This window comes from Bacillus sp. CH140a_4T (assembly GCF_008923725.1).
GTDB lineage: Bacteria > Bacillota > Bacilli > Bacillales > Bacillaceae_G > Bacillus_A.
In genome coordinates this window covers 642,812-662,134 of the sequence record NZ_WBPF01000013.1, presented here as the reverse complement: position 1 = coordinate 662,134, position 19,323 = coordinate 642,812, and the positions used below count along the sequence as shown (strand labels likewise).

At 37.4% G+C, this 19,323-nt stretch carries 19 protein-coding genes, 2 pseudogenes and 1 other annotated feature; of the genes and pseudogenes, 16 read left to right on the top strand and 5 right to left on the bottom strand.

The window, feature by feature from the left end; genetic code table 11:
• The first annotated feature begins 61 nt into the window (after positions 1 to 61).
• The 3 genes from F8162_RS12230 (at position 62) to F8162_RS12220 (ending at position 2,861) form a co-directional block, all read left to right on the top strand.
• A complete protein-coding gene (locus F8162_RS12230) occupies positions 62 to 2,398 on the top strand; it encodes an ATP-dependent RecD-like DNA helicase (RefSeq protein WP_151633593.1) in 2,337 nt (778 codons plus the stop codon).
• A 127-nt stretch (positions 2,399 to 2,525) separates the two neighbouring features.
• Complete coding sequence (locus F8162_RS12225; protein ID WP_000469281.1) at positions 2,526 to 2,714, top strand: hypothetical protein; 189 nt, start codon at positions 2,526 to 2,528, stop codon at positions 2,712 to 2,714.
• An 18-nt stretch (positions 2,715 to 2,732) separates the two neighbouring features.
• Complete coding sequence (locus F8162_RS12220) at positions 2,733 to 2,861, top strand: YrzQ family protein (RefSeq protein WP_001053553.1); 129 nt, start codon at positions 2,733 to 2,735, stop codon at positions 2,859 to 2,861.
• A 35-nt stretch (positions 2,862 to 2,896) separates the two neighbouring features.
• Here the strand turns inward: F8162_RS12220 and F8162_RS12215 are convergent, their stop codons facing one another.
• On the bottom strand, positions 2,897 to 3,109 hold the full coding sequence (locus F8162_RS12215; protein ID WP_000242555.1) for a hypothetical protein: 213 nt from the start codon (positions 3,107 to 3,109) through the stop codon (positions 2,897 to 2,899).
• A 176-nt stretch (positions 3,110 to 3,285) separates the two neighbouring features.
• Here F8162_RS12215 and F8162_RS12210 point away from each other — a divergent pair, with 176 nt between their 5' ends.
• A complete protein-coding gene (locus F8162_RS12210; RefSeq protein ID WP_000793122.1) occupies positions 3,286 to 4,353 on the top strand; it encodes an AI-2E family transporter in 1,068 nt (355 codons plus the stop codon).
• A gap of 38 nt (positions 4,354 to 4,391) precedes the next feature.
• Here F8162_RS12210 and F8162_RS12205 read toward each other — a convergent pair.
• The 4 genes and pseudogenes from F8162_RS12205 to F8162_RS28705 form a co-directional block, all read right to left on the bottom strand.
• Positions 4,392 to 4,586 (bottom strand): annotated as a pseudogene (locus tag F8162_RS12205) (hypothetical protein); the annotation flags it as partial.
• 287 nt (positions 4,587 to 4,873) lie between these two features.
• Positions 4,874 to 6,229, bottom strand: coding sequence for an RNA-guided endonuclease TnpB family protein (locus F8162_RS12195; protein WP_151633595.1), 1,356 nt, complete (start codon positions 6,227 to 6,229; stop codon positions 4,874 to 4,876).
• Entirely contained in the window at positions 6,222 to 6,311 is a 90-nt protein-coding gene (locus tag F8162_RS29435) for a hypothetical protein (protein ID WP_192797614.1), read from the bottom strand. Before F8162_RS29435 ends, F8162_RS12195 begins: the two co-directional genes overlap by 8 nt.
• A 262-nt stretch (positions 6,312 to 6,573) precedes the next feature.
• Positions 6,574 to 6,723, bottom strand: a pseudogene (locus tag F8162_RS28705) (PH domain-containing protein); the annotation flags it as partial.
• Between the two features lie 222 nt (positions 6,724 to 6,945).
• Positions 6,946 to 7,165, top strand: a binding site (T-box leader).
• A 40-nt stretch (positions 7,166 to 7,205) separates the two neighbouring features.
• On the opposite strand from F8162_RS28705, the gene alaS reads away from it, so the two are divergent.
• From alaS to F8162_RS12125, 12 genes are all read left to right on the top strand, one after another.
• The gene (alaS, locus tag F8162_RS12180) at positions 7,206 to 9,848 is read left to right on the top strand and encodes an alanine--tRNA ligase (RefSeq protein WP_151633597.1); all 2,643 of its coding nucleotides are present in this window, start codon (positions 7,206 to 7,208) and stop codon (positions 9,846 to 9,848) included.
• Positions 9,849 to 9,924: 76 nt separating this feature from the next.
• A complete protein-coding gene (locus F8162_RS12175; RefSeq protein WP_000348590.1) occupies positions 9,925 to 10,191 on the top strand; it encodes an IreB family regulatory phosphoprotein in 267 nt (88 codons plus the stop codon).
• Between the two features lie 3 nt (positions 10,192 to 10,194).
• On the top strand, positions 10,195 to 10,608 hold the full coding sequence (gene ruvX / locus F8162_RS12170) for a Holliday junction resolvase RuvX (RefSeq protein ID WP_151633599.1): 414 nt from the start codon (positions 10,195 to 10,197) through the stop codon (positions 10,606 to 10,608).
• 12 nt (positions 10,609 to 10,620) lie between these two features.
• Positions 10,621 to 10,899, top strand: coding sequence for a DUF1292 domain-containing protein (locus F8162_RS12165; RefSeq protein ID WP_000392245.1), 279 nt, complete (start codon positions 10,621 to 10,623; stop codon positions 10,897 to 10,899).
• A gap of 218 nt (positions 10,900 to 11,117) precedes the next feature.
• Positions 11,118 to 12,188: an endolytic transglycosylase MltG gene (gene mltG / locus F8162_RS12160; RefSeq protein ID WP_151633601.1), complete on the top strand. Its 1,071-nt coding sequence runs from the start codon at positions 11,118 to 11,120 to the stop codon at positions 12,186 to 12,188.
• Positions 12,189 to 12,390: 202 nt separating this feature from the next.
• A complete protein-coding gene (locus F8162_RS12155) occupies positions 12,391 to 13,032 on the top strand; it encodes an O-methyltransferase (RefSeq protein ID WP_151633603.1) in 642 nt (213 codons plus the stop codon).
• Positions 13,033 to 13,039: 7 nt separating this feature from the next.
• Complete coding sequence (locus tag F8162_RS12150) at positions 13,040 to 13,969, top strand: peptidase U32 family protein (RefSeq protein WP_151633605.1); 930 nt, start codon at positions 13,040 to 13,042, stop codon at positions 13,967 to 13,969.
• 18 nt (positions 13,970 to 13,987) lie between these two features.
• On the top strand, positions 13,988 to 15,268 hold the full coding sequence (locus F8162_RS12145; RefSeq protein ID WP_151633607.1) for a peptidase U32 family protein: 1,281 nt from the start codon (positions 13,988 to 13,990) through the stop codon (positions 15,266 to 15,268).
• A 17-nt stretch (positions 15,269 to 15,285) separates the two neighbouring features.
• On the top strand, positions 15,286 to 15,924 hold the full coding sequence (udk, locus tag F8162_RS12140) for a uridine kinase (RefSeq protein WP_151633609.1): 639 nt from the start codon (positions 15,286 to 15,288) through the stop codon (positions 15,922 to 15,924).
• A 276-nt stretch (positions 15,925 to 16,200) separates the two neighbouring features.
• Positions 16,201 to 16,677 (top strand): transcription elongation factor GreA, encoded by a 477-nt coding sequence (gene greA, locus F8162_RS12135; protein ID WP_000179964.1) that lies wholly within the window; start codon positions 16,201 to 16,203, stop codon positions 16,675 to 16,677.
• Between the two features lie 92 nt (positions 16,678 to 16,769).
• Positions 16,770 to 18,524, top strand: a complete 1,755-nt coding sequence (locus F8162_RS12130; RefSeq protein WP_151633611.1) for a peptidoglycan D,D-transpeptidase FtsI family protein — start codon at positions 16,770 to 16,772, stop codon at positions 18,522 to 18,524.
• A gap of 116 nt (positions 18,525 to 18,640) precedes the next feature.
• Positions 18,641 to 19,291 (top strand): YrrS family protein, encoded by a 651-nt coding sequence (locus tag F8162_RS12125; protein ID WP_151633613.1) that lies wholly within the window; start codon positions 18,641 to 18,643, stop codon positions 19,289 to 19,291.
• Positions 19,292 to 19,323: the final 32 nt, after the last annotated feature.

Here is a 19,323-nt window from a genome sequence, read left to right as displayed (position 1 = left end):
TCTAAATAGGTGGGGGATGTACTGCTCATTAAAGTGAAACGAACCGGAAAGGAGAGGAAAGATGGGAAATCAACATGCAATGGATTTGTTTGAGGAAGAGAAAAAGTTTATAAAAGCGCAAGTTCTTCATACCATTTTCCACAACGAAGAAAACCTCTATTCCGTTGTCAGTATGAAAGTCATTGAAACGAATGAAACATACGACGAAAAAAAAGTGATGATAAACGGTCATTTTCCCCGCATGCATGAAGATGAAGTGTTTACATTGACAGGGCATTTTAAAGACCATCCGAAGTATGGAAAACAATATTTAGTTGAAACATTTAAGAAAGAATTGCCGCAAACAAAAGCTGGTATGGTGCAATATTTAGCGAGTGATTTATTTAAAGGGATAGGCAAGCGTACAGCTGAAAAAATTGTGGACCATCTCGGGGAACATGCCATTTCTAAAATTATGGATGATCCTGATGCTTTAAATGGTGTTGTCAATAAACAAAAAGCGCAAGAAATATATGAGACAATTGTTGAACATCAAGGACTAGAGAAAGTAATGAGTTTTTTAAATGGTTACGGTTTTGGAACGAAGCTTTCTATTAAGATTTACCAGCAATATAAAGAGATGACATTAGAAGTGATTCGTAAAAATCCATATCAGCTTATTGAAGAAGTGGACGGGATTGGGTTTGGAAGAGCGGATGATATCGGACGTGCGTTAGGGATATCGGGTAATCACGACGACCGTGTACGTGCGGGGTGTTTTTATACGCTAGAAAATGTATCATTGCAGCTTGGTCATGTTTATATGGGAAAAGATCAACTTGTAAGAGAAACGATGTCACTTTTAAATAATCAAGAAGGACGAGTGACGGAGGAAGACATTGTAGTTTGCGTTGAAACGATGCAAAGTGAAGGGAAAGTTATCATAGAAGAAGAACGAGTGTATTTAGCATCGTTATTCTACTCTGAAAAAGGTGTTGTAAAGTCTATTCGCAGGCTCATGAATCAAGAAGAAACGCCTTCATTTCCTGAAGCGGAAGTGTTAAAGACGTTAGGTCAAATTGAAGAACAACTGAACGTACAGTATGCACCGTTTCAGCAAGAAGCGATTCAAACGGCACTTCATAAACCGATGATGTTATTGACAGGTGGACCAGGAACAGGGAAAACAACAGTTATTAAAGGGATTGTTGAAATGTATGCATCACTGCACGGATTATCGTTAAATCCAAATGAATACAGTGATGATAATCCATTTCCGATATTATTAACGGCCCCAACAGGAAGAGCAGCGAAGCGGATGAGTGAATCAACAGGGCTTCCGGCTTGTACAATTCACCGTTTACTTGGCTGGACGCCAGAAGGGTCTTTCCAGCGTAATGAAACGGATCCGGTACAAGGGAAATTGCTCATTATTGATGAATTTTCAATGGTTGATATTTGGCTTGCAAATCAGCTGTTTAAATCATTGCCGACTAACATTCAAGTTATCGTTGTAGGTGATGAAGATCAATTGCCATCTGTAGGGCCTGGGCAAGTGTTGAAAGATTTATTGAATGCAGGTGCAGTTCCAACAGTAAAGCTTACTGAAATTTATCGTCAAGCGGAAGGGTCATCTGTTATTCAACTCGCTCATGCGATAAAAAATGGAACGCTCCCGCCAGATTTAGCGCAAAATCAAAAAGATCGTTCATTTATCGGCTGTACAGGAGCTCAAATTGTTGAGGTTGTTAAGAAGGTTTGTGCAAATGCTAAGACAAAAGGGTTTAGCGCAAGAGATGTACAAGTACTTGCCCCGATGTACCGTGGCCCTGCCGGTATTAATGTGCTAAACGAAGCGTTGCAAGAAGTGTTTAACCCGAAGAGGGAAAAGAGTAAAGAACTTGCTTACGGTGATGTTGTATACCGACGAGGCGATAAAGTACTACAACTCGTTAATCAGCCGGAGAGCCAAGTGTTTAATGGTGATATCGGAGAAATTGTTTCGGTGTTTTATGCGAAAGAGAACGTTGAACAACAAGATATGATTATCGTTTCATTTGATGGAATTGAAGTAACGTATACAAAGCCAGACTTAAATCAAATTACACATGCCTATTGCTGTTCGATTCATAAATCGCAAGGTAGTGAGTTTCCGATTGTGATTATGCCGATAGTAAAAAGTTACAATCGTATGTTGCGTCGTAATTTAATTTATACTGGCATTACAAGAAGTAAGAAGTTCCTTATTATTTGCGGGGAGGAAGCAGCTTTCCAGTCTGGTGTAAATCGCCTTGATGATGCAATGCGTCAAACGACTTTAGCGAGTCGCTTGCAAGAATCACAAGGAGAAGTACAGATGGTAACAGTTAATGGCGAAGAAATGGACGTGGAAAACATTTCACCGTATGATTTCATGTAACAAGGTGAAATTATATAGTGAAACTTTCAAACGTATAACGTTGAAAGGCTCCAGCAATGTATAAATGAATGCGGTTTGGACATAATGGCGAATAGAATCCGGGAGACTGTAAGGAGATGAAAGCCATATGTTCATTTGTCCAAATTGCAAAGGAAAAGACATTGGAAAAATAGGTGTCAACCAATTTTATTGCTGGAATTGTTATATCGAATTATCGGTTTCAAAGGGGAAAATCCATACGCATCAAGTAGAGGAAGATGGTTCATTAAGCTCTCTTGATGATTTATTTGATGAGAACGAAAGAACAATCGGATAACGAAAAGGGGGATTTACTTTGAATCTACGCAATTCATTAATCGCATTAGGTGTTGGAGCGGCAGCATATCAATATGCTCGCAAGCAAGATGTATTTTCAAAACGCAATATGAAAAAGGCACGTAAGATGATTAAATCTTATCTATAAGCGTAAAAAACTCCCTTCATCATAAGGGAGTTTTTTTATGCACTTGTATGCAAATATAAAAGTCCGATTTCAGAGAAGAGATAAGATAGGCCGTAACATCCAACGCCAAGCATTCCGTAATGAAATAATTGCTTCGCCCTTTCTTTTCGTGAAGAACGAATAAAGAAACCTTTCCAAATACCAAACCCGATACAAACCCATTCAAGAATCATAAAAAGTGCTGATAATACGAGCATAAATAAAACCATTATGAGCCCTCCTGATTATATTGTTTCATGCTGCATTCTCAGGGGTGGTTGTCCTTATTATGTTATGTATATGTACGTCTTTACAAAACAGTATGGTCTGTATAAAAAGATTTTAAAACTTTCGCACATAACCTACCCTATTTATTTTCAAAATAAAGGTGGAGGAGGTTTTTCGTGTGAAGAATCTTAAAATCATTTGGATATATCGTTTAGGGTTATTGTTACTCGTATTTCTTTGTTTGCTTGTCTTTTTAAAAATTAAGCCGCTATGGGCACCGATTATTTTTGTATTTAAAGTGGCAATTACACCGTTTCTTATTGCGTGTTTTATTGCGTATTTATTGCATCCTTTAATTGAAAAAATTCATAAGGAAGGGATGCCACGCACACTCGCTATTTTGCTTATTTACATCCTTTTCTTTGGTGGGATTGGTTATGGGATTTATAAAGGAACCCCAATTGTTATTAAGCAATTACAAGAGATTAATGAACAATTTCCGCAGTTTACAAAAATGTATGATTCTTGGATGGATGGCGTTACGGAACAAACAGCGAACTTCCCGTCATTTATTCATGAAAAGGTGAAACAAATTTTTGGTGGGGTAGAAACGAAGATACAATCACTTTTAAATAAAGTAATGAGCACAGCCCGTGGCGTACTGGACTCGTTGCTTATTATTTTCTTAATACCGTTCATTGTATTTTACATATTAAAAGATTACGGTGAGTTCTATCATATTTTTTGGAAACTAGTCCCGAGTAAGTGGCGTAGTACGGGGCAAATGCTTGCGAAAGAAATTGATAAGTCACTCGGAAGTTATATTCGAGGACAGTTATTTGTTTGCTTAGTGTTAGGGGGCGTATCTGTTCTTTCTTTTTGGTTTATCGGTATGAAATATCCATTATTACTCGGCATTATTATTGGGGTAACGGATATAATCCCATACTTCGGTCCTATTTTAGGGGCGATCCCGACATTAATGATTGCGGCAACGGTATCAACGAGTTTACTCATTAAGGCGGGGATTACGATTGCCATTTTACAATTTTTAGAAAGTAACATTTTATCACCTTACATCGTTGGTAAGTCACTTCGTATGCATCCTGTTATTATTATGCTTGCATTACTAGTTGGGGGAGAAGTGGCGGGAATTGTAGGGTTATTAATATCAGTTCCTGTTTTAGCGGTCATTCGTACAGTGATCGTTCATGTAAGGCCTCTTTGGAAAAAAGAAAATGTGTAATAGGAAAGCCCTCTACTTATAAAGGTAGAGGGCTTTCATTATTTTGAGAGTTGCTCGTTTATTTGTTGAACGAGAGTGCCTACATCATTTGTTTGAATATGTTTTATTTTTTTCCATTCATTATCATACATAAATATAATTTGCTTGCTGAAAAGACGTTTTCGCTCTTTTAGATTAGAAATGTTTGCGAAAGAGTACTCTTCAAATATTGGGTTCTTACTTACATCTGGTCCGTCAACTACCCCCACTGAGATGAATCATTTCAGTGGGGGCTTGAGTTCGAATGCTAGGTCTTTTCGTCTATTGCTAGACAATTGACGCTCTAGCATTCATGCCACCCTATGGTAACACCCCAAGTAAGTTTTTGGTTGGTACTGGCAACGAACTATCGCTTTCCCACTTGCACCACCCTTTCGAAAAAGAGCAGTTCTCCCTTGCGGAAGAAGCCACCACTCAGATGAATCTAGCGTGTGCTACAAGCCCCGACAAGTCGAGTACACATGGATGGTTGACGCACCCACTAAGCTATGCGCGAAGCAACAGCCTTACGTTTTTGCACTTCTAATAGAATCGGCGTTTTTACTTTGAGGTTGTCATCCAATTGTACAACTCTTGATTTTTGCAATGTATTTAGCGCACCATTAATATCAGCGTGAATACATTTCCCTGATTTACTTTTGTACAGACCGCGCGTGATTCGTTTGCCACTAAAGCGATAATAAGTCTTATCATCCTTAGACCAAACTGGAACCGGATCTTTATCAAGAAAGCTAGCTTTTGAAGTATAGCTTTCTTCTTGTTTCAAAAATCGAATGCCTACTTTTACACATTTATTCTCAATTGCTGCAATCAGTTTATGAAATGGGATTTGAACAAATGTTTGATTATTCTTTTTTCCCATGTCAGATTTTTGTTTCCAACCAGCGTTATACCCTACGACAACCGTATCTATGCCAAATGCTTTCACTTTTTTGAACAACAGACCTACCGTTTGTGAAATGTAGCCACTTATTTGTTTTTCCCGTTTATGCCAAAGTGCAGCCATTTTGTTCGTCACAACTCGTTTAGAAAGTCCATTTTCCACATTTTTCAATTGGAGATTACGTGTCATTTTGTTGAAGTACTGGTTAATAGATTTTAGTTTTTTCCCATCAATTAAAAATGTATCACCTGTATTGGTTACGCAACTTACTAATCTATCTACACCTAAATCGCAACTTAAAGCGTTACTCGTAGTCGTGGGTTGTTTCTTCATTTGGGACACGTACATTTCATATGTGTAATGCACCTCAAAGAACAGACCTTTTTGCTTCGGTACAATCTCAATGTAAGAGATTTTCTTATGTCTTACGTTTTTAGGCATACGTATTTTAATGGAACCAAATTTTTTTCTAAATGCCACATTCATCGGAATCGTCCAATACCCGTTCTCATCTACTTTTGGAACTTGATAGATTTCAATGATTCGTTTGTCAGTTGAACGAGAATAATCCGGAAACTTAGGACGACCTGTGAACTTCTCAGGATTTTTCTTCCACTGTTCCATTGCTTTAAAAAAGCTCTTCACTTCTGTAAATAAGGCTCTACGAATAGCCTGCACAGAGTTTGATTGCATGCCCGAGTAATTCATATCGGCTTGCATAGCAGTGTCTACTTCTTTTACAGTAGCTATTTGATTATGGTTCAAATAACTTTGTTTAATGGTATACAATCCAACATTTCGTAACGCTTTTGAACTATGTGACATACGTTGCAGTAAGCGGAATTCTTTAGCCGTGAGACAAGCTCGTCCGATATTTTGTTTCTGCGTGAATCGTTGCATGTTTTCTCTTTTCTTTTGTTTACGTAATACTTTCACTGCTTTCTTTCTAGCCATTATTTTCACCAACTGTCTTAGAGGGTTCATTAAACTTATTAATTACTTTTGGCAAATCAATACTTGGAACGAAACGGAACAAAACATGAATATGGTCTTCATCGTAATTCCTTTTGGTTCAAATAACCGAATGATGATTATTATCCAATTTCGTTATCTTAAGATATATTCCCTCCTTATTTCCGAAATATCGTAAGACAAAAAGAAACAAATATTCTCCCCTGGAAAATTGTTATGGACGAAAAAAAGAGTTCAGCCTTATTGACTGACGGCAATTCATCTCCACCTGAATTGTTGGGTTTCACCCGTAACAAAAATCAGATGGAGTCTTCTTGCCGAAAAGGATAAAAGAAGAGCCGTTTGTTCGTTAAAATTAACAGTCCTGGCCTTGCGACGGAACGATAAATAAATATATTTAACGAACATGCTATGTAAAATAATATCGTTTCGTCAGTCGTTAATATATTTTTAGCTTTGTTCAATAAGGTTGTCATTACAATCGCTCCTTTGTTATTGATAATTTAATTATAACAAAAATACAATATTCAGAAAGGTGCGTAGAGGTAGTACAATTTATTCATACATGCATAATATATGAAAAGGCTGTTAAGAATGAATAGTAGAATAGCTAGGATTAATAAGCAATTGATATAATATAAATCATTATCTACATTGACAAACTTAAGAGAATTCTATTATATTTAGTCATATAATACATTAAATCAATGACGGAACAAGTACGTTACAGTCCATTTATAGAGAGAAGCTTCCATATGGCTGAAAGAAGCTTTAAATGAAGGGTAACAGAAAGCTAATCCTGAGAGCAGCTAATCACTGCCGTCTTGCCACGTTACGGCACCATGAGGTGATGAATTGATTTGTATAATAATCAATTCATAATTAGGGTGGTATCGCGAGTTAACTCTCGTCCCTTTTATAGGGGCGGGAGTTTTTTATATTTAAGGAGGAAAATACAATGAAACAACTAACAGGCGCACAAATTCGTCAAATGTTTTTAGACTTTTTCCAAGAAAAAGGACATGCAGTAGAACCTAGTGCATCACTAGTTCCACATGAGGATCCATCTCTTTTATGGATTAACAGTGGTGTAGCAACATTAAAAAAATATTTTGATGGACGTGTAATCCCGCAAAATCCACGTATTACAAATGCTCAAAAATCAATTCGTACAAACGATATTGAGAACGTAGGAAAAACAGCTCGTCACCATACATTCTTTGAAATGTTAGGGAACTTCTCAATCGGTGATTACTTTAAAGAAGAAGCAATTACTTGGGCTTGGGAATTCTTAACGAGCGACAAATGGATCGGATTCGATAAAGAATTACTATCCGTTACAATCCATCCAGAAGATGAAGAAGCATTCACAATTTGGAATGAGAAAATGGGAGTTCCAAAAGAGCGCATTATCCGTTTAGAAGAAAACTTCTGGGATATCGGTGAAGGGCCAAGTGGACCGAATACAGAGATTTTCTATGATCGCGGAGAAGCTTACGGTAATGACTTTAGTGACCCAGAATTATATCCAGGCGGAGAAAACGAGCGTTACTTAGAAGTATGGAACCTTGTATTCTCTCAATTTAACCATAATCCAGACGGTTCATATACACCACTTCCTAAGAAAAACATTGATACAGGGATGGGTCTAGAGCGTATGACATCTATCGTTCAAGATGTGCCTACAAACTTTGACACAGACTTATTCATGCCAATGATTGGCGCAACAGAATCAATTTCTGGTGAGAAGTATCGCAATGGTGACTTAGAAAAAGATATGGCGTTTAAAGTAATCGCGGACCATATCCGTACAGTAACATTCGCTGTTGGTGACGGTGCTCTTCCATCTAACGAAGGCCGTGGTTATGTATTACGTCGTTTATTACGCCGCGCGGTTCGTTATTCAAAGAAATTAAACATCAACCGCCCATTCATGTTTGAATTAGTACCGGTTGTTGGAGAAGTAATGAAAGACTTCTATCCAGAAGTACTTGAAAAGAAAGATTTCATCGCAAAAGTTGTGAAAAACGAAGAAGAGCGTTTCCACGAAACACTTCATGATGGTGAAGCGATTTTAGCTGAAGTTATCACAAAAGCAAAAGAAGAAAAAACAACTGTTATTTCTGGAGTAGATGCGTTCCGTCTATATGACACATACGGTTTCCCGATTGAATTAACAGAAGAATATGCAGAAGAAGCTGGTATGACAGTTGATCAGGAAGGCTTTGAAAGTGAAATGGAAAAACAACGTGAGCGCGCACGTGCTGCTCGTCAAGACGTTGATTCTATGCAAGTTCAAGGTGGTGTCCTTGGAGAAGTGAAAGTAGCGAGCGAGTTCGTTGGTTACGGTACAGTTGCAACAGAAAGTAACGTTGTTGCACTTGTGAAAAACGGCGAATACACAGATAGCTTACAAGCTGGCGAAGAAGGACAATTAATGCTTGATGTAACACCATTCTATGCTGAGAGCGGTGGGCAAATTGCAGACCGTGGTTACCTTCTTGCTGACGGCGTGAAAGTACTTGTAAAAGACGTACAAAAAGCACCAAATGGTCAAAACTTACACAAAGTTGTTGTTGAAGAAGGTACATTAACGAAAGATGCGGCTGTGAAAGCTATTATCGACACGAAAAACCGTAGTAGCGTTGTGAAAAACCATACAGCAACTCACTTACTACACCAAGCATTAAAAGACGTACTTGGAACGCATGTTAACCAAGCAGGTTCTCTTGTAACTTCTGAACGTTTACGCTTTGATTTCTCTCACTTCGGTCAAGTACAAGCTGACGAATTAGAAAAAATTGAGCGTATGGTAAACGAGAAAATTTGGGAAAGTATTGATGTTGAGATTTCTCAAAAAGCAATTGAAGAAGCGAAAGAAATGGGCGCAATGGCATTATTCGGTGAAAAATACGGTGATGTTGTACGCGTTGTACAAGTAGGCGATTACAGCTTAGAGCTTTGCGGCGGTTGTCACGTTGATAACACAGCTTCTATCGGTATTTTCAAAATCGTTGCTGAGTCTGGTATCGGTGCAGGAACTCGTCGTATTGAGGCGGTAACTGGTAAGTCTGCTTATGAATTAATGAACGACCAAGTAGGTTTATTAAAAGAAGCAGCAGGAAAAATGAAAACAAATCCGAAAGACATTTTAACAAGAGTAGATGGTTTATTTGCTGAAGTAAAACAACTTCAAAAAGAAAACGAATCTCTTGCAGCGAAATTAAGCAATATTGAAGCTGGAAACTTAACGGATTCAGTAATGACAGTTGATGGCGTAAACGTATTAGCGGCAAAAGTAAATGTTGCAGATATGAACAACTTACGTACGATGATGGATGACCTAAAAAATAAATTAGAATCTGCAGTTGTCGTATTAGTGTCTGTAAATGATGACAAAGTAAACATCTTAGCTGGCGTAACGAAAGATTTAATTAGCCAAGGATACCATGCTGGTAAACTTGTGAAAGAGGTAGCTTCTCGTTGTGGCGGTGGCGGTGGTGGCCGCCCTGATATGGCACAAGCGGGCGGTAAAAACCCAGCGCAAGTTGAGGAAGCTTTAGCATTTGTACAAGAGTACGTTAAATCTGTTTCAAAATAAAGAGATAGTAGTGTACAATGGTAGGGAGAGGAGAAGTTCTTCTCCCTATACTTACTATATAAGTGAGGTGCTTGAAATGGACGGTTTTGATAAAACAATGAAGTTTAGCATTCAAGATGAAAAACAGAGTGTCCATGTTAATGATGTACTTTTAACTGTGTATGATGCACTTCAAGAAAAAGGCTATAATCCGATTAATCAAATCGTCGGTTATTTATTAAGTGGAGACCCAGCATACATACCTCGCCATAAAGATGCACGAAGCATCATTCGCAAGCTTGAACGTGATGAGTTAATTGAAGAGCTTGTGAAGTCTTACTTGAAACATCATCGTGAGGAGTAGTTTATGCGGATATTAGGTTTAGATGTAGGTACAAAAACAGTCGGAGTTGCAATGAGCGACGAAATGGGCTGGACAGCACAAGGACTGGAAACAATCAGGATTAACGAAGAACGAGGCCACTTTGGTTTTGACCGTATTTCTGAGTTAGTAAAGCAGTACAATGTGGACAAAATAGTAGTAGGTTTGCCTAAAAATATGAATGGTACAATTGGCCCACGTGGTGAAGCGTGTCAACAATTTGCAGAAAACCTACGAGAGCTGGTACAATTAGACGTTGTAATGTGGGACGAGCGTTTGTCAACGATGGCAGCGGAACGTCTGCTCATTTCAGCTGATGTAAGCCGTAAGAAGCGAAAGCAAGTAATCGATAAGATGGCTGCAGTCGTAATCTTACAAGGATTTTTAGATAGTAAATAAGAGGTGACCAAAATGGAAGAAAATCAAATTACAATTGTAGACGAAAAAGGTAACGAACATTTATGTGAAATTATTTTCACTTTTGATGCTGAAAAATTTGGCAAAAAATCATACGTAGTCTTCTCTCCAATCGGTGAAGTAGACGAAGATGGAGACCCAATTTACGATGCAATGGCTTATGAGCAAAATGAAGAAGAGGGCGGAAGTTTACTTCCAATCGAATCGGAAGAAGAGTGGGAAATGGTACAAGAAATGTTCAACACTCTAGCTGATGAGCAAGAAGCTGAATAATAAGTACTGAAAAGGTGGACGATATATCGTCCACCTTTTTTATATGTAAAATGAAAGATTTTTTGTCGAAACTGCGCAATCCTTTGTAGTATAATGAGACGGATTGTAGAAAAATAAAATGTCTATCTAAAAAAGATAAATAAATTTATTGTGTTTTTATATCGTGCTGTATAGAAAGATATACATCCGGTCTACAATTTAATTAAGGAGGAAGAGTGTTGATAGAGAATCAAGCGAAAAAAAAGCGTAGACGTCTTTTTTTATTTTCGATTATTGCACTGCTTTTAGTTTGTGGTTCAGTCTATGCGTATATTTCATCCGCATTAGGACCAGTTGATAGCGGGAATAAAAAAGAGATTGAAGTAGAAATTCCAAAAGGATCATCTACTAGTAAAATTGGTGAGATTTTAGAAGAAAAGGGTGCTGTGAAAAACGGTACAGTTTTTAGTTTTTATACAAAGGCTAAATCTAAAAATTTACAAGCGGGTACATATTTATTAAATCCTTCAATGAGTGCCTCAGATGTTATTGAACAAATGTCATCTGGTAATGTACATCGTCCAGCACTTTATAAAGTAACGATAAAAGAAGGTGCACAAGTAACTGAAATTGCAGAAACGGTTGCAAACGAATTAAAGTGGAATAAAGATGATGTTGTACGTCAATTGAACGATAAAGCATTTATTCAGAAAATGCAGCAAAAATATCCAAAGTTATTAACGGATAAAATCTTTGATAGCAATATTAAATATCCATTAGAAGGTTATTTATATCCTGCGACGTACTCTTTCTATAAAAAAGATACGACGTTAGAAGAAATTGTAATTCCGATGCTTGAGAAAACGAATGCAATCATTGTTCAAAATGAGGCGAAGATGAAAGCGAAAAACTGGGATGTTCATCAGCTTTTAACATTGTCTTCACTTATTGAAGAAGAGGCAACAGGCTTTACAGATCGTCAAAAGATCTCTAGTGTCTTTTATAATCGTTTAGCAAAAGGTATGCCTCTGCAAACGGATCCAACGGTGTTATACGCACTTGGAAAGCATAAGCAACGTGTATTATACGAAGATTTAAAGATAAACTCACCGTACAATACGTATGTTGTGAAAGGGTTGCCGGTTGGTCCGATTGCAAACTCGGGTAAACATTCAGTGGAAGCGGCGTTAGAGCCTGCGCAAACAGATTATTATTATTTCTTAGCTGCACCAACTGGTGAAGTGTACTATGCGAAAACATTAGAAGAGCATAATGCATTAAAGCAAAAATATATTACGAAAAAACAGTGAAATGGGGAGGGATAGCGAAAAAGGTCGCACATCCCTCTTTTTTGTGGTAAAATATATCGGGTTAAAAACTGGCAGAAGAATCGTTTTTAATATCAAAACGGAACGTACAAGCTAAGGGTAAAACTGGCTTGTATTTTTATTGCATTCTATGTGTGAAAAGACGTCATAGAGGCACTTCTCCATGTAAATAAGGAGGACCATTATGGAGGATGCAGTTAACGAGTACCTATTATCATTTATTGATCCAAAAGATAAATTAATTCTTGAAATGGAAGATTATGCGAAAGAAAATCATGTGCCGATTATGGATCGACTTGGAATGGAATTTATGTTGCAATTTTTACGTTTAATTGGACCGAAAAGCATTTTAGAGCTTGGTACAGCAATTGGTTATTCTAGTATTCGTATGATGCAAGCTATTCCAAATTCTCGCATTGTGACAGTTGAACGCAATCGCGATCGATATGAAAAAGCACTTGAATATATAGAATGTTCATCAGTTAAAGAGCGTATTTCTGTTATTTACGGTGATGCTTTAGAAACAGGTGAGCAAGTAGAAGAACATGGAACATTTGATGTTATTTTTATTGATGCAGCAAAAGGACAATATCGTCGCTTTTTTGACTTATATGAACCGTTATTAAATCCTGGTGGCGTAATTATTTCAGACAATGTTATGTACCATGGCCTTGTAACAACGAAAGAGAAAATTGAAAACAGACGTACACGTGGTTTAATCCGTCGTATTAAGACGTACAATGAATGGCTAATGAACCATGAAGGATATGATACAACGATTTTCCCAATTGGTGATGGAGTAGCTGTTAGTAAAAAGAGAGGGTGACCAAGGTATGAAGAAACCTGAATTGTTAGTAACGCCAAAAGCAGTGGTGGATATCGAACCTCTTGCGAAAGCAGGGGCAGATGCGGTAATGATCGGTGAGCAAAAGTTTGGTTTACGTTTAGCAGGGGAATTTTCACGTGAAGATGTGAAACAAGCTGTGAAGGTTGCGCATGAAAATGGTGTAAAAGTATACGTAGCAATGAACGCTATGTTCCACAATGATAAAGTAGACGAATTAACAGATTATGTTGCATTTTTAAACGAAGTAAGTGTAGATGCAATTGTTTTCGGAGATCCAGCAGTATTAATGGCGGTCCGAGAAGTAGCGCCAAATATGCAATTGCACTGGAATACAGAGACAACAGCAACAAACTGGTTTACTTGTAACTACTGGGGACAAAGAGGGGCCAAACGTGCTGTATTAGCTCGTGAACTTAGCTTAGATGAAATTGTTGAATTAAAAGAAAATGCTGAAGTGGAACTTGAAGTGCAAATTCACGGTATGACTTGTATGTTCCAATCAAAGCGTTCCTTAGTAGGAAACTACTTTGAGTATCAAGGACGTAATCTTGACATTGAAAAGAAAAAATATGAAGAGAATATGTTCTTATATGACCCAGAGCGTAACAATAAATACCCAATTTATGAAGATGAAAATGGTACTCACATTATGAGTCCAAACGATATTTGTTTCATCGATGAGTTAGAAGAACTAATTGACGCTGAAGTCGCTAGCTTAAAAGTTGATGGTGTACTAAAAAGCTCTGCATACATTATTGAGGTAACGAAGAAATATCGTAAAGCAATTGATTTATGTGTAGAAGATCGTGATGCATATTATGACGTGAAAGACGATTTATATAAAGAGATAGAAGAAATGCAACCAGTAAATCGTCCGTTAGATACAGGATTCTTCTTTAAAGAGACGGTTTACTAAACGAGGAGGGTGTAGGAAATGACTGTACAAGAAATTTCACGAGTAGTCGATGGCAAACGCGTTATTGTGAAGAAACCTGAACTGTTAATCCCTGCGGGTAACTTAGAAAAATTAAAAGTAGCTATCCATTACGGGGCAGATGCTGTATATTTAGGTGGACAAGAATTTGGTCTTCGTTCGAATGCAGGTAACTTTACACTGGAAGATATGGCAGAAGGTGTTGGATTTGCAAAAAAATATGGAGCGAAAATATATGTAACAACAAATATCTTTGCACATAATGAAAATATGGACGGGCTAGAGGAATATTTAAAAGGGATTGAAAAAGCTGGCGTAACGGGAATTATCGTTGCTGATCCGCTTATTATCGAGACGTGTAAACGTGTAGCACCTTCTGTTGAAGTGCATTTAAGTACACAACAATCACTATCCAACTGGAAAGCAGCACAGTATTGGAAAGAAGAAGGTTTACATCGTCTTGTATTAGCTCGTGAAGCAAGCTATGAAGAAATGAAAGAAATTAAAGAAAAAGTGGATATTGAAATTGAAGCATTCGTCCATGGTGCAATGTGTATCGCATATTCAGGCAGATGTACGTTAAGTAACCATATGACAGCACGTGACTCTAACCGTGGTGGTTGTTGTCAATCTTGCCGTTGGGACTATGATTTAGTTCAAACAGTATCACAACATAAAGATGCAAAAGAGCTGCCTCTATTCCAAGAAGAAGATGCTCACTTTGCAATGAGTCCAAAAGACTTAAATTTAATTTTATCAATTCCGAAAATGATTGAAATTGGAATTGATAGCTTAAAAGTTGAAGGACGTATGAAATCAATCCATTACGTAGCGACTGTAGCGACGGTATACCGTAAAGTAATTGATGCGTATTGTGCGGATCCGGATAATTTTGAGTTTAAACAAGAATGGTTAGATGAGCTTGATAAATGTGCAAATCGTGATACAGCTCCTGCATTCTTTGAAGGGGTTCCAGGACATCAAGAGCAAATGTTTGGAAATCATAGTAAGAAAACAACGTATGATTTCGCTGGTTTAGTGTTAGATTATAATGAAGAAACGGGCATTGTAACGATTGAGCAACGTAATCATTTCAAACCAGGACATGAAGTGGAGTTCTTTGGACCAGAAATAGAAAACTTTACGCAGACGGTGGAGAAAATTTGGGATGAGGATGGAAACGAATTAGATGCAGCGAGACATCCGTTGCAAATCGTGAAATTCAAAGTGGAACAACCAGTGTATGTGAATAATATGATGCGCAAAAGCATACTTCAATAAGAAAGAGTGATAGTCGAATGGGGACGAATAAGCCTGTTGTAATTGGAATTGCTGGTGGTTCGGGATCAGGTAAAACGAGTGTAACGAAAGCGATTTTTGACCATTTTAAAGGTCATTCTATTTTAATCTTAGAGCAAGATTATTATTACAAAGATCAAAGCCATTTACCAATGGAAGAGCGTTTAAAAACAAATTATGATCATCCGCTTGCGTTTGATAATGATCTGTTAATTGAACATTTGCAGCAGTTGCTTGCATATGAGAAAATTGATAAGCCTGTATATGACTATACATTGCATACGCGTTCAGAAGAAGTTATTCCAGTTGAGCCGAAAGATGTAATCATTTTAGAAGGAATTCTTATTTTAGAAGACCCACGTCTTTGTGAGTTAATGGACATTAAGCTATTCGTTGATACAGATGCAGATCTTCGTATTTTACGCCGCATGCAGCGTGATATTAAAGAACGCGGTCGTACGATGGATTCAGTTGTTGATCAATACGTAAGTGTTGTACGTCCAATGCACAATCAATTTATTGAGCCTTCTAAGAAATTTGCGGATATTATTATCCCTGAAGGTGGACAAAACCATGTTGCAATTGATATTATGGTGACAAAAATTGCAACAATTCTTGAACAAAAAGTAAATTTGTAATAGCATAGTAAAAGATATACGATAGGAAGGGATTTTTTCCCTTCCTATCGAATACAATGAAACATGCAACCTCATCTATATATAGGTGAGGGCATATTTATATCAACTTTCCATACATATCTTCTTTATATAAAGAAGAATTTGGAATACGGGGTTGTGTGTGACAACTCCGCTAGTACAGGCGTGCTAGAAACCTCCGCTATATATAAGTGGGGGAGTTTTCATATGGAACTCCTCTTTTTTTCGGGGGATTGGTATATAAAAGGAGTGGAAAATATGGCAACAGAAAAAACATACCCTATGACGCAAGAGGGTAAGCAAAAGCTAGAGAACGAACTTGAAGATTTAAAAACGGTAAAACGTAAAGAAGTTGTAGAGCGAATTAAGATTGCACGTAGCTTTGGAGATCTTTCTGAGAACTCTGAGTACGATGCAGCGAAAGATGAGCAAGCATTCGTAGAAGGACGTATTACGCAATTAGAAAACATGATTCGTAACGCAGTTATCATCACAGATAACGGCGAAGAATCTACAGTTGTTACATTAGGTAAAACAGTAACATTTAAAGAGTTACCAGGTGGAGATGAAGAATCTTACACAATCGTAGGTAGCGCAGAAGCAGATCCATTTGAAGGAAGAATTTCTAACGATTCTCCAATCGCAAAAAGCTTATTAGGTAAGCAAATTGGTGAGAAGGTAGCAATCCAAACTCCAGGTGGAGAAATGCAAGTAGAGATTATCTCTGTAAAATAATAAAAAATCACTCGTGTAAAAGCGAGTGATTTTTTTATTTGTATAAAAGATGAAACACTCCGTCCAAACTATAATAGACGAGGTGTTTTTTTATGAAAATAAAACGGAGAATTACAATTGTTTTAATTTGTTTTATATGTATCATGTTTATTTTACTTTGTCGTTTAATTCAAATACAAATTATAGATACAGAATCATTTACAGATCGTAAGATAAATTTAATTGAAAAAAGTGTTACACAACGGACGCAATCCATTACGGTAGATGATGGACGAGGTCACTTTATAGATCGGAACGGTAAGGAAATAGGTGAGGAAAAGTATCCTGTTTTAATTGTTTTTCCATTTCTACAAATAAAAAATGACATGTTAGAGAAAATTGCGCATATCATTGGTGTGTCGAGACAAGAGATTGAAATTCAAATGAAAGACAAGAAAAGTGCATTTATCATGCAAAGGGGAAATGGTCCATTTCGCTTGGCACGAGAGCAGATGGAGAAGGTAAATCAATTAAATGTATTAGGTATTGTAGCAGCTGAAGTTCGTTTACGGCAAACTGGTGCGATGAATCATTTAATTGGCGATGTGGGGGAGAATGAACGAGAATTTCAAAAACGATACGGAGAAGTGAGAAAAATTTCAAGGCAAACGCCAATTGGTATTTCAGGATTGCAGCAATCATTGGATGAATTTCTTTTGACCGATGGAGAGGCGAAAGTATTGTATCAAGTAGACCGACAAGGAGAACCGATTTTTGGAAAACAAGCGAAATATACTGCGCCTGGAAATCCGTTTTATCCAGTGACGATTCAAACTACTTTACATAACGGGTTACAGCAAAAAGCAGAAGAAGTGGTTGAAGCAAGCGAAATAAAGAAGGGGGGATTAGTATTACTTGATGTAAAGAAAAATGAAATTTTAGCGATGGTCAGTAAACCATCTGTACAGGTGAAGGATAAGCGTTTATATACAACTACACTTGAAAATCAAATGTTAACACCACATTTTCCCGGTTCTGTTTTTAAAACAATAGTTGCAGCGGCAGTGATTGATCAAAATGAAAATGTGTTTAATCGTACATTTAATTGTAATCAAGATTTATATGGTGAAGACCACCCACAAGTTATGATGGGTACACTTAGTTTTAAAGAGAGCTTTGCTAGAAGCTGTAACAGGACATTTTCAGAGTTAGGTAATGAGCTAATACAAAAGGATAAGATGGTGTTAGAAACTTACGTAGCAGCGTTAGGAGCCGCTGGTAAGGTTGGATGGAAAGGTTCTGTATTTCATACAACTCATTTTGAGCAAATGCCAGAGGAGAAGAGGGTTACGATTTGGGGTAGTGAAGGAAATAAGAATAGTAAAAAGGCGGTAGCGCAAACAGCAATTGGACAGAAAGATGTACGTATGTCACCTCTAGCGATTGCAAATATGATGGCAACGATTGCTAGAGATGGAGAAAAGATGGAAGTGAAAGCTGTGGAAAAAATAATGTATAAAAATGGAGCGGACTTTTATACATTTGAAGACCATACAATAGGCGGGAAACAGCTTTCGTATGAAGCGGTGAAAACATTACAAGAGTTATTAAGGGGCGTTGTAACAACGGAGAAAGGAACAGGAGCAGCATTCAGGTCGTTACCACTAAGTGTCGCTGGAAAATCTGGGACAGCGCAAACAGGAAAAGGGACGAAAGTGAATCGTTGGTTTGCAGGTTATTTTCCATATGAAAATCCACGATATGCTTTAGTTATCGTGGATATAGAAACGAATAGCAATGTAAATAAAGTTACACCTATTTTCAAAGCTATCGTAGAATCAATCTATCGATTAGAGAATGAAAAGTAATCTTGCAATTCATAGTGAAATGTTTTCATTTCGTGAAAATATTATTGTAAATGTTCAACCTTTCTAGATTTAATGTTACAATAGCAAGTATGAAAAACTGCATGGAGGTTTGAAGAATGGCAGGAGGATCTAGATTCCAACAGAAACAACAAAAACGTCGTCAAAACGGTGTTTTAAATATTGCAATTGCAATTGTATTAATATTAGTAGCTATTGTATCATATCAATTGTTTGTTCCTGAAAGAAAAGAACAAGCGTCTTCTAGTGATAAAAAAGTAGCTCAGCAAACAACGAAAGAGAATAAGTCTGAGAAAGCTAAAGGCAAAGAAGAGACGAAGAAGAACGAGCAAGATAAGGCAGAAGCTAAGAAGAAAGAAGAAGAAGAGAAGCTAAAGGCTGAAGAAGAACAGAAAAAAGTAGAAGAAGAAGCGAAAGCTGACGAGAAAGCACCAGCTGAAAAAACACAGTCACAGGCAACAGATGCTTATACGAAATCTTCTTGGAAGCCAGTAGGTACAGAGCAAGGTGCAACACCTGCGATGACGTTTAAAAAAGGTACAGCAGATTGGAATGAGATGAATCAAGCTATTTCAGCTGCAATTGACGTTCCAGTAGAGCAATTAGTTATTCATCGAATCGGAAATAACGGTAAAAATAAAGCTTACGGTAACGTACAAGATAAACAATCGGGTAAAAAATATTATGTGAATATTGATTGGGTAGACAATGAGGGCTGGAAACCAGTACTTGTTCAAACTCTGAACTAAAAAAGAGAGGCTCCTAAGGAGCCTCTCTTTTT